18 protein-coding genes and 1 riboswitch are annotated in these 15,738 nt (G+C 36.0%); all 18 genes read right to left on the reverse strand.

From position 1 onward, the window contains the following. Positions 1–124 precede the first annotated feature (124 nt). Positions 125–460 carry a hypothetical protein gene (locus DWX73_RS10825; RefSeq protein ID WP_118348785.1) on the reverse strand — a complete coding sequence of 112 codons (336 nt, stop codon included), beginning with the start codon at positions 458–460 and terminating at the stop codon, positions 125–127. A gap of 72 nt (positions 461–532) precedes the next feature. Further along, positions 533–2,521: an MATE family efflux transporter gene (locus DWX73_RS10830; protein WP_118348786.1), complete on the reverse strand. Its 1,989-nt coding sequence runs from the start codon at positions 2,519–2,521 to the stop codon at positions 533–535. A 44-nt stretch (positions 2,522–2,565) separates the two neighbouring features. Further along, positions 2,566–2,662, reverse strand: a riboswitch (purine riboswitch). Positions 2,663–2,723: 61 nt separating this feature from the next. Then, positions 2,724–3,620 carry a sensor histidine kinase gene (locus DWX73_RS10835; RefSeq protein ID WP_118348787.1) on the reverse strand — a complete coding sequence of 299 codons (897 nt, stop codon included), beginning with the start codon at positions 3,618–3,620 and terminating at the stop codon, positions 2,724–2,726. A 10-nt stretch (positions 3,621–3,630) separates the two neighbouring features. Continuing rightward, complete coding sequence (locus DWX73_RS10840; RefSeq protein ID WP_118348788.1) at positions 3,631–4,455, reverse strand: ABC transporter permease subunit; 825 nt, start codon at positions 4,453–4,455, stop codon at positions 3,631–3,633. Next, a complete protein-coding gene (locus DWX73_RS10845; protein ID WP_118348789.1) occupies positions 4,448–5,362 on the reverse strand; it encodes an ABC transporter ATP-binding protein in 915 nt (304 codons plus the stop codon). Before DWX73_RS10845 ends, DWX73_RS10840 begins: the two co-directional genes overlap by 8 nt. 91 nt (positions 5,363–5,453) lie before the next feature. Beyond that, positions 5,454–6,119: a response regulator transcription factor gene (locus DWX73_RS10850; RefSeq protein WP_118348790.1), complete on the reverse strand. Its 666-nt coding sequence runs from the start codon at positions 6,117–6,119 to the stop codon at positions 5,454–5,456. A 77-nt stretch (positions 6,120–6,196) separates the two neighbouring features. Beyond that, a complete protein-coding gene (locus tag DWX73_RS10855) occupies positions 6,197–6,643 on the reverse strand; it encodes a GNAT family N-acetyltransferase (RefSeq protein WP_118348791.1) in 447 nt (148 codons plus the stop codon). 63 nt (positions 6,644–6,706) lie between these two features. Continuing rightward, entirely contained in the window at positions 6,707–7,288 is a 582-nt protein-coding gene (locus DWX73_RS10860) for a helix-turn-helix domain-containing protein (RefSeq protein ID WP_118348792.1), read from the reverse strand. Positions 7,289–7,430: 142 nt separating this feature from the next. After that, positions 7,431–7,946, reverse strand: a complete 516-nt coding sequence (locus DWX73_RS10865) for a helix-turn-helix domain-containing protein (protein ID WP_118348793.1) — start codon at positions 7,944–7,946, stop codon at positions 7,431–7,433. A gap of 197 nt (positions 7,947–8,143) precedes the next feature. Next, positions 8,144–8,470: a hypothetical protein gene (locus DWX73_RS10870; protein ID WP_118348794.1), complete on the reverse strand. Its 327-nt coding sequence runs from the start codon at positions 8,468–8,470 to the stop codon at positions 8,144–8,146. A gap of 144 nt (positions 8,471–8,614) precedes the next feature. Beyond that, on the reverse strand, positions 8,615–9,106 hold the full coding sequence (locus DWX73_RS10880; protein WP_118348795.1) for an HIT family protein: 492 nt from the start codon (positions 9,104–9,106) through the stop codon (positions 8,615–8,617). 55 nt (positions 9,107–9,161) lie between these two features. Beyond that, positions 9,162–9,770: a hypothetical protein gene (locus tag DWX73_RS10885; RefSeq protein WP_118348796.1), complete on the reverse strand. Its 609-nt coding sequence runs from the start codon at positions 9,768–9,770 to the stop codon at positions 9,162–9,164. Positions 9,771–9,861: 91 nt separating this feature from the next. Then, entirely contained in the window at positions 9,862–10,329 is a 468-nt protein-coding gene (locus DWX73_RS10890; RefSeq protein ID WP_118348797.1) for an AAA family ATPase, read from the reverse strand. Positions 10,330–10,370: 41 nt separating this feature from the next. Then, the gene (locus tag DWX73_RS10895) at positions 10,371–11,108 is read right to left on the reverse strand and encodes a transcriptional regulator (protein ID WP_118348798.1); all 738 of its coding nucleotides are present in this window, start codon (positions 11,106–11,108) and stop codon (positions 10,371–10,373) included. Between the two features lie 82 nt (positions 11,109–11,190). Beyond that, positions 11,191–12,804 (reverse strand): recombinase family protein, encoded by a 1,614-nt coding sequence (locus DWX73_RS10900; protein WP_021391129.1) that lies wholly within the window; start codon positions 12,802–12,804, stop codon positions 11,191–11,193. A gap of 111 nt (positions 12,805–12,915) precedes the next feature. Beyond that, entirely contained in the window at positions 12,916–13,143 is a 228-nt protein-coding gene (locus tag DWX73_RS10905; protein WP_095915226.1) for a tRNA wybutosine-synthesizing protein 3-like protein, read from the reverse strand. A 775-nt stretch (positions 13,144–13,918) separates the two neighbouring features. Next, positions 13,919–15,133, reverse strand: a complete 1,215-nt coding sequence (locus tag DWX73_RS10920; RefSeq protein WP_074091753.1) for an XRE family transcriptional regulator — start codon at positions 15,131–15,133, stop codon at positions 13,919–13,921. A 184-nt stretch (positions 15,134–15,317) separates the two neighbouring features. Then, the gene (locus DWX73_RS10925) at positions 15,318–15,638 is read right to left on the reverse strand and encodes a hypothetical protein (RefSeq protein WP_242996850.1); all 321 of its coding nucleotides are present in this window, start codon (positions 15,636–15,638) and stop codon (positions 15,318–15,320) included. Between the last annotated feature and the right edge of the window lie 100 nt (positions 15,639–15,738).

A 15,738-nucleotide genomic window follows, 5' to 3' on the forward strand; every position in this document is an offset into this window, starting at 1 on the left:
AAAAAATAAGAATCTCCTGTAGAAAATCAGGTATAAAAACACTGATTTCTACAGGAGATTCTTATTTTAAGATTTAGAAGCTAAAAATCGGTATTAACCGACAGCCCCTGTAACTTCTTATCTTTTATTCTTCTCTGTCTCTTTTCTTCCAAAGCCAACGCAAAACTAATCCTAATACAACTCCAAGCCCGGCAAGTATCAGATACCAGACTGCATGAATCAGTGCAGATTCATTATAATAAAGAAACACTGTCGGCAAAAAAATCCCTGCTGTGGCAAATGGATACAAATATTTCAATTTTCCTGCAAACATTCCCATCGCAACCCCAAGCAGCAATGTCCCTGCCATAATGAGAAACACCATTCCCAATGCATCTGTTGGCCCTGCCGTTAAGGGAAATAAATAAAATAAACATATTTGCAGCCCAAAAATCAACAGCTCTTTCCAGTTTTTTCTCATCCCATTTTCCCTCCAATCATTTTTTCATGTCTCTTTTGTTTCAATATATCACTTTGCGGTAATATTCTTCAACTATTTTCTATGTTTCATATAATCTAAAATAATATCTATAACTGCTTCTTTTCCGATACTTGCATCTATACATAGATTGTAGTTGCCAAAATTCTTCCATTCATAACCGGAAACATTTTGATAATAAGCCGCACGCGCTTTATCTGAGCGGCGCATATGCTGATATGCCTTTTCCTTTGTATCACCATACATATCCTGAATATTTTGCATTCGATATTCTTCCGGTGCATAAAGAAAAACTTTTAAGACATTTTCATAATTCCATAGTACATGATTTGCTGCTCTTCCCACAATCACACAAGAACCTTCATCAGCTATTTTGCGTAAGATTTTTTCTTGGGCAATGATACTTTGCTGCCCTACATTCGTACTAAGATATAGATTATAAAGCAATTTATCTTCCTGCTCATAATCGCTTAATAAGAATTCTTCCGCTAATCCGCTATCTTTTGCTGCGATAGCGGTTAATTCCTTACAATAAAACGGAATCTCAAGTTTCTCCGCTAAAAGTTCCCCAATCTGTTTTCCACAAGTTCCGTGTTGTCTGGCAATCGTAATGATTGTTCCCGGATGTGTTGAAACGATAGCTGCCGATTCCCTTCTACTTTCCGGTGTTTCTTTTAAACTTCTTAAAAATTTAATTGTTAAGATGGTAATAACCGTACCTGCGACCAAATCTGAAAGCGGTGAAGCAAAAAGTATACCGTAAATGCCATTGCCCGGCGTTCTCTCCTCAAAGAACATACAAAGACCGATTGTAAAAATGACAAAACATATCATATCACGAAGAACAGAAGCAACCATCGCTTGTACCGGTTTTCCAATTGCCTGGAAAAAGATTGAAGAAATCTTTATAAAAGCTGTAACAAAGCTGAAACTCAAAAAGATTTTGAAACTAATGACAGCAAATTCCATATAGAGTTCATTTTGTTTTCCGAATATTCCAATAATAATTTGCGGACACGCAATAAATATGATCGTAGCCAAAATTCCAACTGTCAAAGAAGACAACAGAATATACTTATAACATTCTTTTACACGATCCATTTTCTTGGCGCCATAATTATATCCTAAAATCGGTTGTCCTCCTAAGGCAATTCCACAAGCGATATTCCCTACGATTGTATAGATTTTTGTCTGGATGCTAAATACAGAAATCGGAATATCACTTCCAAATTTAGACAGTGCTCCATATTTGAATAACATCATATTGCAAAGCAATGTCATAACAACCATTGAAATTTGTACTATGAACGTAGATCCACCTAAAATAATTAAGTTTTTGAGTACCGGATAATCGATACGGAAACTGCTTTTCTTCAATTTGAAACTTTTCGGTCTGCGGAAATAGGCAACACAGATCACAAAAGAGACAACTTGTCCTATTACCGTTGCAATCGCAGCACCCTGAATTCCCCAATCTAACGCAAAGATAAAAACAGGATCTAAAATAATATTAATAACCGCGCCTAGAAGCAATGCCACCATAGCATATGTCGGACTTCCATCCGCTCGTATCATACTGTTCATGACATTAAACATTAAATAAGCCGGAAAAAAGCAGACAACAATTCTAAAATAATCACAAGCAAGCTGTAATGTAGCATCTGATGCGCCAAATAAAGCCATAAGCGGCTCACAAAAAATCAAACATACCGCACATAGCACTATACTGATTATCGCCGTTGACACAATACCGGTACCAACACATTTATGTGCGCTTTCGCTATCTTTTCGCCCGGCACAAATACTTAAAAAAGCTGCCGCACCATCACCTATGCACCATGCAAATGCATTCGCAATACAAATAATAGGAAAAGAAACACCTGTTGCTGCATTTCCTAAATATCCAAGACTACTGTTCCCAATAAATATCTGGTCTACGATATTGTAGAGTGCACCGATTAAAAGTCCCATCACACAAGGGACCGAAAACTTTAACAATAGTTTTTTTATTGGCTGTTCCCCAAGCTGTTTTGTTTCTTCCATAAAAACCTCCTTCAGAATAATAAAAAACCGCAAATAATTTACTAAGACCTGTTCTCAAGTCTTATAGTAAACTATTTACGGTAGTTTGTAGAAACGTCCACCCAATTGTGAACTTATATAAGAGACGAAATCCGTAACATAATACCACATATCATTTAAAATATCAATAAAATAATATAGTTTCTTAGCAAACGGTAATGAATTATATGGCCTCCGGTAACCGGATACAAATCCTTAACTTTCCATTCTCGTATTGAGCAGATATTGTGCCGTTCATCTGTTCAATTAAGATTCTTGAAATAGATAATCCAAGTCCTGTTGATTTTCTTGCATTTTCAACTGTATAAAAACGGTCAAACAGTCTTTCGACATCTATCTCATTTAAATTAGACGCAGTATTGGAAAAACTAATTTCCCCCGCATCGGTCAAAGAGATATTCAAATCTCCATCGCTATACTTAATTGCATTATTAAGAAGGTTTGAGAAGATACGGGATAACGCAGCTCGATTCACCTTACGGATTACCTTATGCTCTGTTATAGAAATACTCGGCGTTATCTTTCGCTCCTGCAAAGCTGCATAAAAACCTAATATACTTTCTTCCAATACACCATTTACAGCAACAAACTCCACACGGTTATCGGATTGTGGAGATGTAATAACCGAATAGCTGAAAAGTTCTTCTGTCAACTGCTTTAATACTTCGGTACGGTTTCTAATGATCTCTATATACCGCTCTGCTGTTTCGCTTTTTTCTACCTGATCAAGCAAGTCCAGATAACTGCTGATTGCCGTAAGCGGCGTGCGCAAATCGTGAGAAATATTAGTAACCGCACTTTTCAATTCCAAATCCCCCCGCTGAAAACGGTGGCGTTCCTTGCGCAGTTTACGCAGCTCACTGTTTAATCGTTGCGCAAGTCTGCACATAGTTTTATCTTGATAGGAAATATCGATCAGCGTATTCGTTTCAGTCATTAGTCGCTCAGCAAATTGCACTTCTATTTCTCGTGCAGTCTTTTGTATGAGAAACAATTTAATGGCCAAAGCAAAAATAATAATTAGCAAAATGACGATAACGACTAGCAACCAAACTTCCATAATATGCTCCTTATCTTAGTTCTTTCTTTTGGAAGAAAAACACTCCTGCCCCTGTTGTTAAAATGCTGATTCCCAATGAATAGACCGGTAATACTGATAAATTTTCAGCCTCTAACGAAGTACACTGTACTACTTGACCGCCGGGAAGAAGATCATAAAAGAATTGAACCGTTTTACGCTCTCCTTCATCAAGGAATTTAGCATTAGGAAGTTCCTGGTATTCCAGTCCATTCTCCGTCATGGCCATAGCCATATTTGTTTCCGGTTCACTCAACATTTTATTTAATTGTGCCCCAATTATTAAAAACAGAAACGCTAATAAAATACAGATAATCGCTGTAACTGCTTTGTTATGATTTAGCATCGAAATTAAAGTGAAAATCGATGTAAATACAATTGCAAGCATAAATACGGTTATTACAAATAGCAAAACCATTTTCGTATTCATTTCAAAAAAGCCAAGCAGCGGTATTCCGATAGAAAGATGCGGAATGAAAAACATCGCACACATAACTATACTTACTGCCGAACAAGTAATAAGATTTGCCAAATAAATTGAAACTCTTTTCTGACCAACGATTACTTTATTTCGGATTGTTCCGTCACTATATTCTGTGCCAATAAACAAACTGCAGAACACAGCCATTACAATACTGATAAAAAGAGCGCAGACAAAAAAGCCGTTATCAATATGATTAATTATCTGTGTCTGGCGCATATCTATATATTTCATTATCGGGAAACTTATCCCTGCCGCCAACATAAAAATCATACCTATCCAAAAAAATCTATCTTTTTTCAAGCGGATAGCGTTTGCCGATAATAATTTACTCATTCTCTTTCCCTCCCACTAAACCAACATAATAACTTTCCAAACTTTCATCTCGTTCCTGCATAGAAATCACTTCGCAGTTTTCTTTTGACAAAGCCATAGTCAGTTTGGAAACATTGATTTTTGCAAATACATCAGCTGCATGATCGGAGATCATATTATAATCAATCTTCATTTCGTCCAAAACACGGACAAGCGCTTTTACATTGGTTACCTCAAGGCGGACACACTTACGACAGGACGCTTCTAATTCTTCCGCACTGATTTCCTTAACCATTCTTCCATTGTCAAGAAATCCATAATGTGTCGCAAGGCGAGACAGCTCATCAAGAATATGACTTGAAATCAATACCGTAATTTGATGTTCACGGTTCAGTTTTAAAATTAACTCGCGCATCTCTATGATTCCTTGTGGATCAAGACCATTCACTGGCTCATCTAACACCAGGAAATCAGGATCGCCTGCCAGAGCAATCGCAATCCCCAATCTCTGCCGCATACCAAGTGAAAAATTTTTAGCCTTTTTATTTCCTGTATTTTCAAGACCTACTAATTTCAACAGTTTCGGAATGCTGTCATAAGAAGGAATTCCAAGAATCCGATACTGTTCCTTCAGATTCTCTGCTGCTGTTAAATCTAAATAAATAGAGGGTGTTTCAACCACAGCCCCCATTCTTCTGCGAGATTTTAAAATTTCCTTTTCTGAGTTTTTTATACCATATAAAGAATACTCTCCGGATGTAGGATTTTGCAGCCCACAGATCAAACGAATGAAAGTTGTCTTTCCGGCACCGTTTTTCCCCACCAAACCATAGATTGCTCCTTTCGGAACATTCATCGTAAGTCCATTCAATGCTTTAAAATGCTTGTAGCTTTTACATAAAGCATTGGTTTTAAGAACATACTCCATATAAGTTTTACCTCCTTGTATTTGATGATGCCATTTTATCGCAAAATGGTTCAGAAAACGGTTAAGAAAACAGTTCAGAAATAGTAAAGATTTATTCTGTTTTCATTTTAAATCCAATCCCCCAAACTGCTTCCACATACTCTTTTCCACTTACCTCACGAAGCTTTTTGCGGAGATTACTTATATGTGTTTTTAGTGAGCTTTCCGTACAATCCGGTGTATCTTCGCTGATACGATCAAGAAGCTGTGATTTGGAAATGACTTGTGTCGGATTTTGCATTAGAAGTTTCAAAATAGCATACTCTGTTCTTGTCAATTTTATTTCCGCATTTTTTATCTTTACTATGTGCGTATCAATATCGAGTTCGATTTCTTCAAAAGTCAAAATCCCCGCCTTTCCAAGTGTTTCAAACGTACGAAGATGTACGGCAATACGAGCCAGTAATTCTTTTGTATGAAAAGGCTTTGTGACATAATCAACCGCTCCTCCGAGCAAAAGATCAACCTTATGTTCCACATCAACCTTTGCGCTTATAACAATTACAGGAATCCCTTTCATATGTGTTAAAACTTCCTCACCGCTTAACCCCGGCAGCATTAAATCAAGAAGTACAAGATCCGGCTTTGTTTGTGAAAACAAAAGTACCGCCTCCGTCCCGGAATACGCACGAATAACACCATACCCTTCGTTGGTAAGTGTTTCCTCAAGTACATTTCCGATATGTAAATCATCATCAATAATCAATATAATTGCCATATCTCTGTCACTCTCTTCTACAATAACTCATCAGTTTCTCTATAATCCCTACAGCAACGTCTGATCCCTGGACATTATCATTCCTTTATCATAACATAATTTGTAAGAAAAATTCCCTGTCTCTCTACCTGTTGTTCCTTTGCAACTTGATAGCCTCTCTTTTCAAAAAAAGGTTTTGCTGTAATAGATGCATGTGTTGTTATACTTCCCTCAACTGCCTGTTCCAATTGGTCGCAGATAGCTGCTGCAATTCCTTTCCCTTGATAGTCTGCATGAACGTAAAGCCGATCAAGGTAGCCCGTTTCATCTATATCGCCAAATCCTACAATGATATCGTCTTCAATAGCAACAATACTATAATGCTCCTGCAGTGATAAGTTCCATTTTTCTAAATCCATCTGTTTTGTTGCCCAGACATTTAACTGTTCTTCTGTATAATCCTTTGCATTAACTGTATGTACTGTATGATAAAACAGCTCTGTCAATGTTTTACAATCTGATGGTTGATATTTTCTAATTTCCATTCTTACATTTGTTACCTCCATATAACACTTAACACTGTAAACTGCAATTTGAATGGTTCCTTCTTAAATATTTTTTCTGAATAGCCCATGCCTATTGCAATAAACATAAAGAATCCCATGTCCTTTCTTTCTAAATCGGACAGAAACATCTTGTTCAGGATATAATTTAATTATTTCCACAGAACCAGATGTAATATATGCAATAAAAGACACATAATGTTCTTTATTCATGGGATGTTGCATTGTAATTGAGTATTCATCATCAATAGTTTCTACAAAAACTGAATGTTCCTTATCTATTAACTCATACTCCTGTTTAGGCAGTGTAATTCCGCAACAAGAGAATTGCCCCGCTCCTACAGCTGTGATAACATTTCCACAAATAGGACAAACATAAAATTGTATTTTTTTCATGTTTCCAGATACATTCTCATTTGTTTTCAAATCGCCAGTAAAAAGTTCTGACAAAGACACTCTAAGAGCCTTTGCTAATTCTTCGATAATCCCAATGTCTGGAAGCCCTTTGTTTGTTTCCCATTTAGAAATTGTTTTATCACTTACACTAATAATTTTCGCAAGTTCTTTTTGTGTAAGATTATTTTTTTCTCGCAATACTCTAATTGTGTTTCCTGTTATGTAGCTCATAGTTATTCTCTCCTTTTCTGTTATGAGTTTATCTTACGAGAAAAATCACTTTTAGCCAACCTACGTGAAGTAGAATACCTCTCTCAACCAATTCCAGAAATTCATATGTTTCTATCTCTCAATTAACACCGTAAACTACAGATTAGCGCATTCTATATGTGAGTACAATGCCAATTACAGAGCCAATAAAAACGAAAGGTGCTAATCTTACAAACAAAAACTCAACACCATGCAATAGCGTACCTGCAATTGCTAATTCTGGATTATTAAAATTCCAAGTCAAATATTCACTATTCATAACTGCGAAAGCAATAAATACTACTGTAATAATTGCACACACTAATATAAGCAGGTAGCGAATTGTCCGAATTCTCATCTCACTTCTTTTAGCAAGTTGAAGATTGATAACCTCAAGTTTTTCAGAAATATTCTTTAAATTTCCTTCGTTTAAACATTCTTCCTGTACAGTTTCTCCGAGCAACATACTTACAGAAGCATCCAATTCTTCTGCTAATGAGACAAGCATACTTGAGTCAGGAACCGATAATCCTTTTTCCCATTTCGATACGGTTTGTCTTACCACATTTAGCTTTATAGCCAACTCTTCTTGTGAAAGTCCTTTTGATTTTCGTAGATTTTTAATGTTTTCGCTTAACATAACCTGCGCCTCCTTTGTTTTGATACGACTATTAAATATCAAAACAGCTGTTGCCACAAGCAACGCAAATTAACATCTGTCATTACTTCACTAAATATATAACTAATTTCTGATTTCGCTGTTTTAACAAGTAATCTATCTTCATAGATACAGTCTGCAAATCTTCTTCTTTCCAATCCCTCGCAAAGATTGGAATATTATTCTATACGAACGTTCACTAAACTCATTGTAAGCCCTTCGCCTGTTTCAACATTATACCATTTTCCTTTTTCAAGTTTAATGGTTTCGCTTGCTCCAGAAGTAATATACGGAATAGCATAATTTACCCCGGTTTCTACATCAATAAAAATCACTTCTGTATCTCTCGGACTATTTACTTTTACAATTCCTGTAATTGATTGTATTTGTTCATTACCAGAGAGCGTAAATGTATGTGCTTTTACATATTCTCTATAACTAATTCCTGCAACAAAAATCGCAAAAACAACCAGAATTCCAATAATAATCTTTGTTCTCTTTCTCATAACGCCCTCTTTTCCCCAATGAATCTAAAATTACCACTGTCCATCTTCAAATATGTTTTCTACAATAGCCGTCATACCCGCTGCCGCAAATTCTTCTGCAAACATTACATAGCCCTTTCTCTTCCAAATTCAAGTTGAAAAAGTTTACTTGTTTTTTAATACATATTCATTTATTAATGACTTAACTTTATTAAACTTTATTTCATCAAAAATATAATCATGTCTTTCTTTTACAAAATTTCTGCTTCCTCGTTTTTCATAACTATAACGAGGGATCAACTGAATATGATAGTGATTATTAAGACCATCGCACATGGTACACATATAAACTCTTTCACATTGATAAACTTCTTTAAGAATTATCATAAACTGTTTTGAAAACCTGATTATCTTTTCATTTATATAATCTGGTGCTTCACTCATATCGTGATAATGATCAATAGTTGAAATGCACATATGCCCATCTGCTCTTGGATTTCCCACAAAAAAACATTCTATTTCATGATCTTCATAAATTAATTTGTCAGAATTATCTCCAAAAACTGCTCCGTTATGTTTTCTATTAAAACAAGTAGGACATATTCCTAAATCAGTTAATTCGCCAGCCGATAGCTTCATTAATTCTTTTTCGTCCATATAGATTACCTCACTGAAAACTTCTTAATTTATATCCAATATTATACACATTCTTTCATAATACTTCATCGTTTTCTTTTTGAAGTTCACATCCATATACAAAGATATCTCCTATGAGCAGGATAACTGCGCCGGCAAACAATAGCGTCAAATTAATTGGATTATTAATCCAAAACTTATGATAACAAATCAGAGAAATACCGCTCTGAAATAGTAATTTCTGAAGCAAGCCAAAATATACAATTATCCAACCAACTTCTTTTATCTTTTGACATATTTCATCACTGAAAGGTGACGATGTCATTTTCTGTAAGATCTGTGCGACTTTCCACAAAACTAAGAATGAGGGAATCTTCTCAAAGAATAATGTGATTGCTGCAATACTGGCTCCAAATACTTTGGCACTTACTTCCAGATTGTCATTTATCGGTAAAGATTGTGAAGACAACTGAAAATAACCTATAAATGCCTGAATTTTTACTGCACCTTCCGTCTGCGTAACAAAAATCTGTTCCGGAGAAGTCCACAAAAAAGTGCAAAAATTTATTAGTAAGACAACACTTTGAAAAGTCAATATTACAGCGAAAACTGCCAAAAAATACTTACAAATCTTCATGTTACGCACCATCACATTGTTACCTCTTTTTATCTTATTTACAGACATTTTTCTTCCCCCTTTTTCATCTTTCTATAGTATTTGCATATTTTTTGATATCGGAAAAATAATTTTAAAGGAGAATAATTTCGCAGAATTTTTATTTTTCTTCATATATGCATTTCTCCCTGTACGGTTCAAGCATCTTCCAAATCTGAACCATGTCTTCTTTCTGATATTGTTCTGTCCAGCGAAGCAAACCCAAAAGTGATTTCAGTGTTTCTTTTTTTCCTCTCTCCAATCCAAGTTTTCTTTTGCAAAAACGCTTAATAATCCGAAATTTTGTAACATAAAGCGGCACATTCAAAACATAAATTACATCTGCCGCCGCAAATGCCTCACCAACCCATTTATAATAGACACCTTCAATAATCCATTCTGGTTCCTTTAAAATTTCTTTGAGCAGTTCTCCCCGCTCTTCTTTAGATCGCTTCACTCCATAAGTGTCCGCATCATTATCCCATTGCAGATCATCTAAATCATAATGTCTGATTCCATATTTTTTTGACAGATTCTCTGCGAGATAAGTCTTTCCGCTTCCACTCCCACCAATAATATGTATTTTCATATATCTGTTACCTCTTGCTTCCCTTTTCATAAACTCTATTATCACTTATGAAATTCAACCGAGAAATAATATATATAATCATTTTCAAAAAAACATAAATCACCTGATGAAATATCTTGGATAGGAATTGCATTCATTCCATCTTTACCATAGAAAAGTGCAATCAATGGTTGTTCCTTTCCGTACTGTATATCTTGTTTTTCTTCCCTCTGAACTGCTGAGTATTCAATCAAGCTCCTTGCTTCTACATCCTGAAGAACAGGAAGTTCCGTTATGAATTTTGCTTTTTCATCCTTCTCAATAAAACGAACCACTGCCTTTGCAAAATAAGGCGCAACTACAATTATACCCTCTTTTGGAGAACCAAATTTTTCATAATCTATCGTTCCTATTTTGCTTTTTGAAATCTTTTTTCCCACCTGATATTCCGTGATATAAAATGTAAGCGATTTAAATTTATCTGTCATTTTGTACCGAAATGAAAAGGCTTCATCTGCTCCATATATTCTTTCTGCTGTTTGCATTTCTATATTTTTTCTCGATATCGACACTGCTTCAATATAATTTTGCGGCAATCGCACCTTCCAGTAAAAAACCACTCCCAAAGTTCCACTTAGTAAAATTATAAGAAATACTAAAAACCAAATGATATTTTGTAAACTTTTTTGTTTTTTCTTACTATCCTTTGCGATTTGAAGCAAATTAATTTCTGCTTTTTCCTCAATTTGTTCTTTTCTTAAATCTTCACCGGCTAAAAACTCATTAATGCTAATCCCCAAAATATTACATAATTCTATATAAGTAGAAACATCCGGAAGACAAATTCCGCTTTCCCTTAGTTAAAGATATGAACCCTCTTTATCAGTCTACTTTTCCAATAAATCGGTAGTATATCTCTATTTCCTGTATTCTTTCATTGTCCTCATTCGTTGTTGCTTCGTGAATGAGGATTTTTTCTATCATTGCATTTAATAATGGTGCTGTCAGTTCCTTTGGTACGGAATACTCCTTGATTAACTCAATCCACTTTTCAGCACCTATCATATCCTGTTCCATTTTACTTAATTCTTCTCTTAGGTTGGTTATCTGCTGTTCCAGTTCTATCTGCTCTTTTTGATATTTCCCCGACAGCATGATGAAGTTTCGTTCCGTTATCTTCTCACAGGCTCTATCTTCATACATTTTCGCAAACAAGCGGTCAATCTCATTTTGGCGGTTCTCGGCTTTCTTCAAGGCACTTGCCTTTTTCTTCTTTTCCCGTATTCTCTCTGCATTGCCAGCCTTTTGTATCTTATTCAACACTTTTTCTTCGTCCTGCTGTACTGCCTTAGCCCAATACTGCAATCGCTCCAATACGGCTTGATACAGCACATCATAGCGGATGTAGTGCATAGAACAATAACCTTTACCAAACTGTCCGTAGAAACTGCAAGCATAATAACTGTAAGGCGTTTTATTTGCCGTATTCGTTCCAAACCGCATAGACCAGCCACAATCCGCACACTTGACAAGCCCTGCAAATATCGGCGTTGCTTTTTCCTTTGTCTGTCTACGCCTTGATTTTATCTGTTCCTGCACACGATAAAACACTTCCTTATCAATAATCGGCTCATGGGTATTTTCTACTCGAAACCATTCACTTTCAGGCTTACGCACTTTCTTCTTGCTCTTGAATGAAACTGTTGATTGTCGATTATGAACGCTGTTTCCGATATAGACTTCACTTTTTAAGATTGCCTTGACATGAGCAATCGTCCACTCATAACGCTTGCTGTCGGGCTTTCCCTCAAAGATATGTGCAAAAGTACCGTACCTTGTAAAATTCAGCCAAGACGCTGTAGGAACTTTTTCTTCTCGCAGTACCTTTGTGATTTTGGCACTACCGTAACCTTGATAGGCTAGGGAGAAGATTTTTTCAACAATCCATTTTGTTTCCTCATCAACCAGCAGTTTTCCTTTGATGTCGGGGTGTTTCTTATATCCTAACGGAGCATAAGCCCCATAATATGCACCCTCTGCAAATTTTGTCTTAAATGCAGATTTCACTTTACGGCTTGTATCTCTTGCCACCCATTCATTGATGATATTCTTAAATGGTGCAATCTCACTTTCGCCTTTTTCGCTGTCTACACCGTCGTCAATCGCTATGTAACGGACATTATGGCTGGGAAAATACAATTCTGTATATTGTCCTGTCATAATATAATTTCTGCCAAGTCGGGAAAGGTCTTTCGTTACAACACAGTTGATTTTTCCTGCCTCTATATCTTCAATCATTCTCTGGAAACTCGGTCTTTCAAAATTTGTTCCCGACCAGCCGTCATCAATATATTCATCAATCACATTCAAATGATGTTCTTTTGCATATAGACGTAACATACTTCTTTGTGTGGTAATGCTGGAACTTTCGCCCTGTAATTCATCATCTCGGCTCAACCTAAGATAAAGTGCAGTATTGTAAATCTGTTGTTTCATTGTCAGTTATCCTCCTTTATAACTAACCCGTGTTTACAATACCTGCTTGCAAGTAAAGTATAACACGGGTACTTTTTGCCATTCAATCTATTTCTTACAACTGCACCGATTTTATGCGATTGTCTGCTTTGCTTTTTCCAGCATAACATCCGTCAGAAGTTCTTCCATTGTCTTTCCCTTTTCGGAAAAATGTTCTTTTACAACAATCTTTGTTTTTCCTCTGTTGCCAATGCCACACTTATTATTTGGCTTTTCCTGCCTTGTTTTTACAATATCAGCAATAACACATACCCCCTTTCTGTAAAAATCTTTTCTAAGCAATTCAACGGCTTTTGTCATAGCCCACAGGAGTTCCACCTCTGCATAGTTCTTATGTAGCCGTACCCATTGCGTGCGACGCTTTTAACGCTCAAGCTGTGGCTGTACGGGAGTATCATTATCAGACAGGACAGGTCATGGCGGTAGGAAAGGACAAGTTTCTTACAGGAACACAGATAAGGTTCGCTCGCTTTAGCAGGGAAAAGGTCATGGCGTATCTGTTTCAACGGCTCGCTGTCTGTCAAACGTATTGAACTGCTTTATTCAGTTGTCAAAGAACACGAAAGAAGAAAATCGTCTTTCCTATATACCGCGTTGGAAAAGAGCAGAAACGTAACCAATCTTCAAAACTTTTTTCTTTTCCTGTACCATATAGGGAAAGAAAGTGTCATTCTGCTAAGTTGATGATGAAAAAATCTGATTTTCTTTTCACACCCTAACTACCCATGCAACGCCGTAACTGCCAACTGTGGAATAAAAGATTTTCTTTGCTCCATATAGGGAACGGAAACTGCCAAATGTTAAGTTGAAAATGAAAAGATTTTCTTCTTTTCACACCAATACTCAACTGTTACTATCTGTTTGAATACAAATTGATGATAGTTTTTCTCTTTTCATAGAACACTGTCCACTCAACTCGATTTTCCGACATTTTTTCAAAAATTTTTCTTCTTTCACTCCATATAGGGAATGGAAACCTCGATTTAATGAGTAATTTTGAAAAAAAGTTAGATTTTCTTTTCTCGCACCATATCTGTACGCAAGTAGCCGTTTTGTTGCAGATTTTTTGAAGAAATTAAAAAATACCGTCATTCTCTTGTGGAACAACGGTATCTATACGTTCTTCTATGGTTGATTTTTCTAACTGTAATAAGTGTTTATGCTTGTCTTTGAGTTCTGCCTGCTCAATCATATCTTTCAGTATCGTTGTATGATTTTCTCTGTCTAATGCCTGTATCATTTTTATGGTCGGTGCAACCTGTCTTTGTAACCAATGCAATGCCTTTTGCAAGGTGTAAGGCTCTGGCTTTGTAGTTAAGCGTATCGGCTCTCTGTTATCCCCTACAAACCACGCCCAATCCTCATTCATTTTCCATTGACTTTTCGGTTTATCGTCCTCTCTATCTACAAAACGGACATAATGATTGATGATAGAAAAAGCAGTACGTTCAGCGTCCCGATAAGTCAGTAGGTCTACAACGGCATAATAGGCTCGTTCATTTTTCATGCGAATTTCAAAGCGGTTCTTAATCTCGGTATCTTCAACTTCTGTGCCAATTTTGACATACTGCTCATAGTTCTTTTGATAAGCACACATATATAATTCACTACTTGTTGAACCAAGATATAAAGTTTCGCCTGTATTCTTTGGCATATCATCACCACATTTTTCTGTACTGCCATAATTTTTCTGTTTACGGAAATAGGAAACACATTCCCCAGCCATATATTTTTCCTTTAACTTTGGAATATCTAATATTCCTGCTCGGTCATTGATAGCCAAATCAAGCCGTTTCATCACACCGCCAGCCGTCATGCAATCAAGCATAAAATCATACCATGAGCGTTCCTGTGCCAACAGATAACTTTCCAGTTGCCGACAGCCTTTGCCTTTCAGTTCCAATAGAACTCCTAAATGTTCCTGCATGGAACACATGATATTGATGTCGCCAAGCACATATTTGCTTTCATATCCGTATTTTCCATAATCTTCATACAGCATATAATCGGCTTTTAATTGCAATACATCACGGATAATCTTTAATGCGTCCGTAGTAGGAAAGCGGACACGAAAGTAATCAATCAGCAGGAATAACGGCTCTCGTGGATTGAAACGCTCAATCTGTTTTTCTATGATTTCCTTTAATTCATCATTCAATGGCTGTTTGCCTTTTTCAATGCGGTTGTAATACTCACGGCTGATACCACAGGCAACAGCAATTCTTGTTTGTGTTACTCCGTATTCCTCACGTTTTTGTCTTAATGTTTCAATAAAGTTTTTATCATTCATTCTAAAATTCCTCCAATCAAAAAAGGCAACTACCGTATCTTGATAATTGCCTGTTAATAAAAATCTGTATAGAAAAAGCAGTCAATCCTAAGACCAACTGCTTATGAGTATGAATATGAAATTATTTACCGTTATTGTAAGCTCTCATAAATCAGAAATACCCCCAATAAACACGTCAAAAGAGTTACGATTCTATACGAAAATCAAAACACTTGAAAACCTCTTTTCCATACTTTTCATTCTTAAATACAAATATTTCTTTCCCGATTTTTCTTTTTCCCAGTGATAACAGGATACAACCGTGTGCCGTATAATATTTTTTATTCTTAATCTTTATAATGTAGGCGTGTTTTTTTACAAAAGCTCCACCAACAACATACCCAGCGTTTTGGTCTACAATACCTATTATTTTTCCTTTGCATTTTTCGCCAGTAAAAACAACCCTATATTTTAGATACAACAGGTATAAGCTGACAATAACAACAATAATTCCTAAAATTAACATTCAAATTTTCCTTTCATGCAATCTCTATATTTTTTCATATCAGAACAACAATATTTAAGCCAGTGATTTTTTAATTACAATAATGTTTTCAATCCCATTA

This window comes from Coprococcus sp. AF21-14LB (assembly GCF_003458885.1).
Lineage (GTDB): Bacteria > Bacillota > Clostridia > Lachnospirales > Lachnospiraceae > UBA9414.

Bases quoted from the DNA above. Each gene is read 5' to 3' on its own strand.
- DWX73_RS10890 (WP_118348797.1), bottom strand. From the start codon at position 10,329: ATGAAAATACATATTATTGGTGGGAGTGGAAGCGGAAAGACTTATCTC.
- DWX73_RS10830 (WP_118348786.1), bottom strand. From the start codon at position 2,521: ATGGAAGAAACAAAACAGCTTGGGGAACAGCCAATAAAAAAACTATTG.
- DWX73_RS10860 (WP_118348792.1), bottom strand. From the start codon at position 7,288: ATGAGCTACATAACAGGAAACACAATTAGAGTATTGCGAGAAAAAAAT.
- DWX73_RS10885 (WP_118348796.1), bottom strand. From the start codon at position 9,770: ATGTCTGTAAATAAGATAAAAAGAGGTAACAATGTGATGGTGCGTAAC.
- DWX73_RS10850 (WP_118348790.1), bottom strand. From the start codon at position 6,119: ATGGCAATTATATTGATTATTGATGATGATTTACATATCGGAAATGTA.
- DWX73_RS10880 (WP_118348795.1), bottom strand. From the start codon at position 9,106: ATGGACGAAAAAGAATTAATGAAGCTATCGGCTGGCGAATTAACTGAT.
- DWX73_RS10835 (WP_118348787.1), bottom strand. From the start codon at position 3,620: ATGGAAGTTTGGTTGCTAGTCGTTATCGTCATTTTGCTAATTATTATT.
- DWX73_RS10905 (WP_095915226.1), bottom strand. From the start codon at position 13,143: ATGACAAAAGCCGTTGAATTGCTTAGAAAAGATTTTTACAGAAAGGGG.
- DWX73_RS10870 (WP_118348794.1), bottom strand. From the start codon at position 8,470: ATGAGAAAGAGAACAAAGATTATTATTGGAATTCTGGTTGTTTTTGCG.
- DWX73_RS10855 (WP_118348791.1), bottom strand. From the start codon at position 6,643: ATGGAAATTAGAAAATATCAACCATCAGATTGTAAAACATTGACAGAG.
- DWX73_RS10900 (WP_021391129.1), bottom strand. From the start codon at position 12,804: ATGAAACAACAGATTTACAATACTGCACTTTATCTTAGGTTGAGCCGA.
- DWX73_RS10840 (WP_118348788.1), bottom strand. From the start codon at position 4,455: ATGAGTAAATTATTATCGGCAAACGCTATCCGCTTGAAAAAAGATAGA.
- DWX73_RS10925 (WP_242996850.1), bottom strand. From the start codon at position 15,638: ATGTTAATTTTAGGAATTATTGTTGTTATTGTCAGCTTATACCTGTTG.
- DWX73_RS10825 (WP_118348785.1), bottom strand. From the start codon at position 460: ATGAGAAAAAACTGGAAAGAGCTGTTGATTTTTGGGCTGCAAATATGT.
- DWX73_RS10845 (WP_118348789.1), bottom strand. From the start codon at position 5,362: ATGGAGTATGTTCTTAAAACCAATGCTTTATGTAAAAGCTACAAGCAT.
- DWX73_RS10920 (WP_074091753.1), bottom strand. From the start codon at position 15,133: ATGAATGATAAAAACTTTATTGAAACATTAAGACAAAAACGTGAGGAA.
- DWX73_RS10865 (WP_118348793.1), bottom strand. From the start codon at position 7,946: ATGTTAAGCGAAAACATTAAAAATCTACGAAAATCAAAAGGACTTTCA.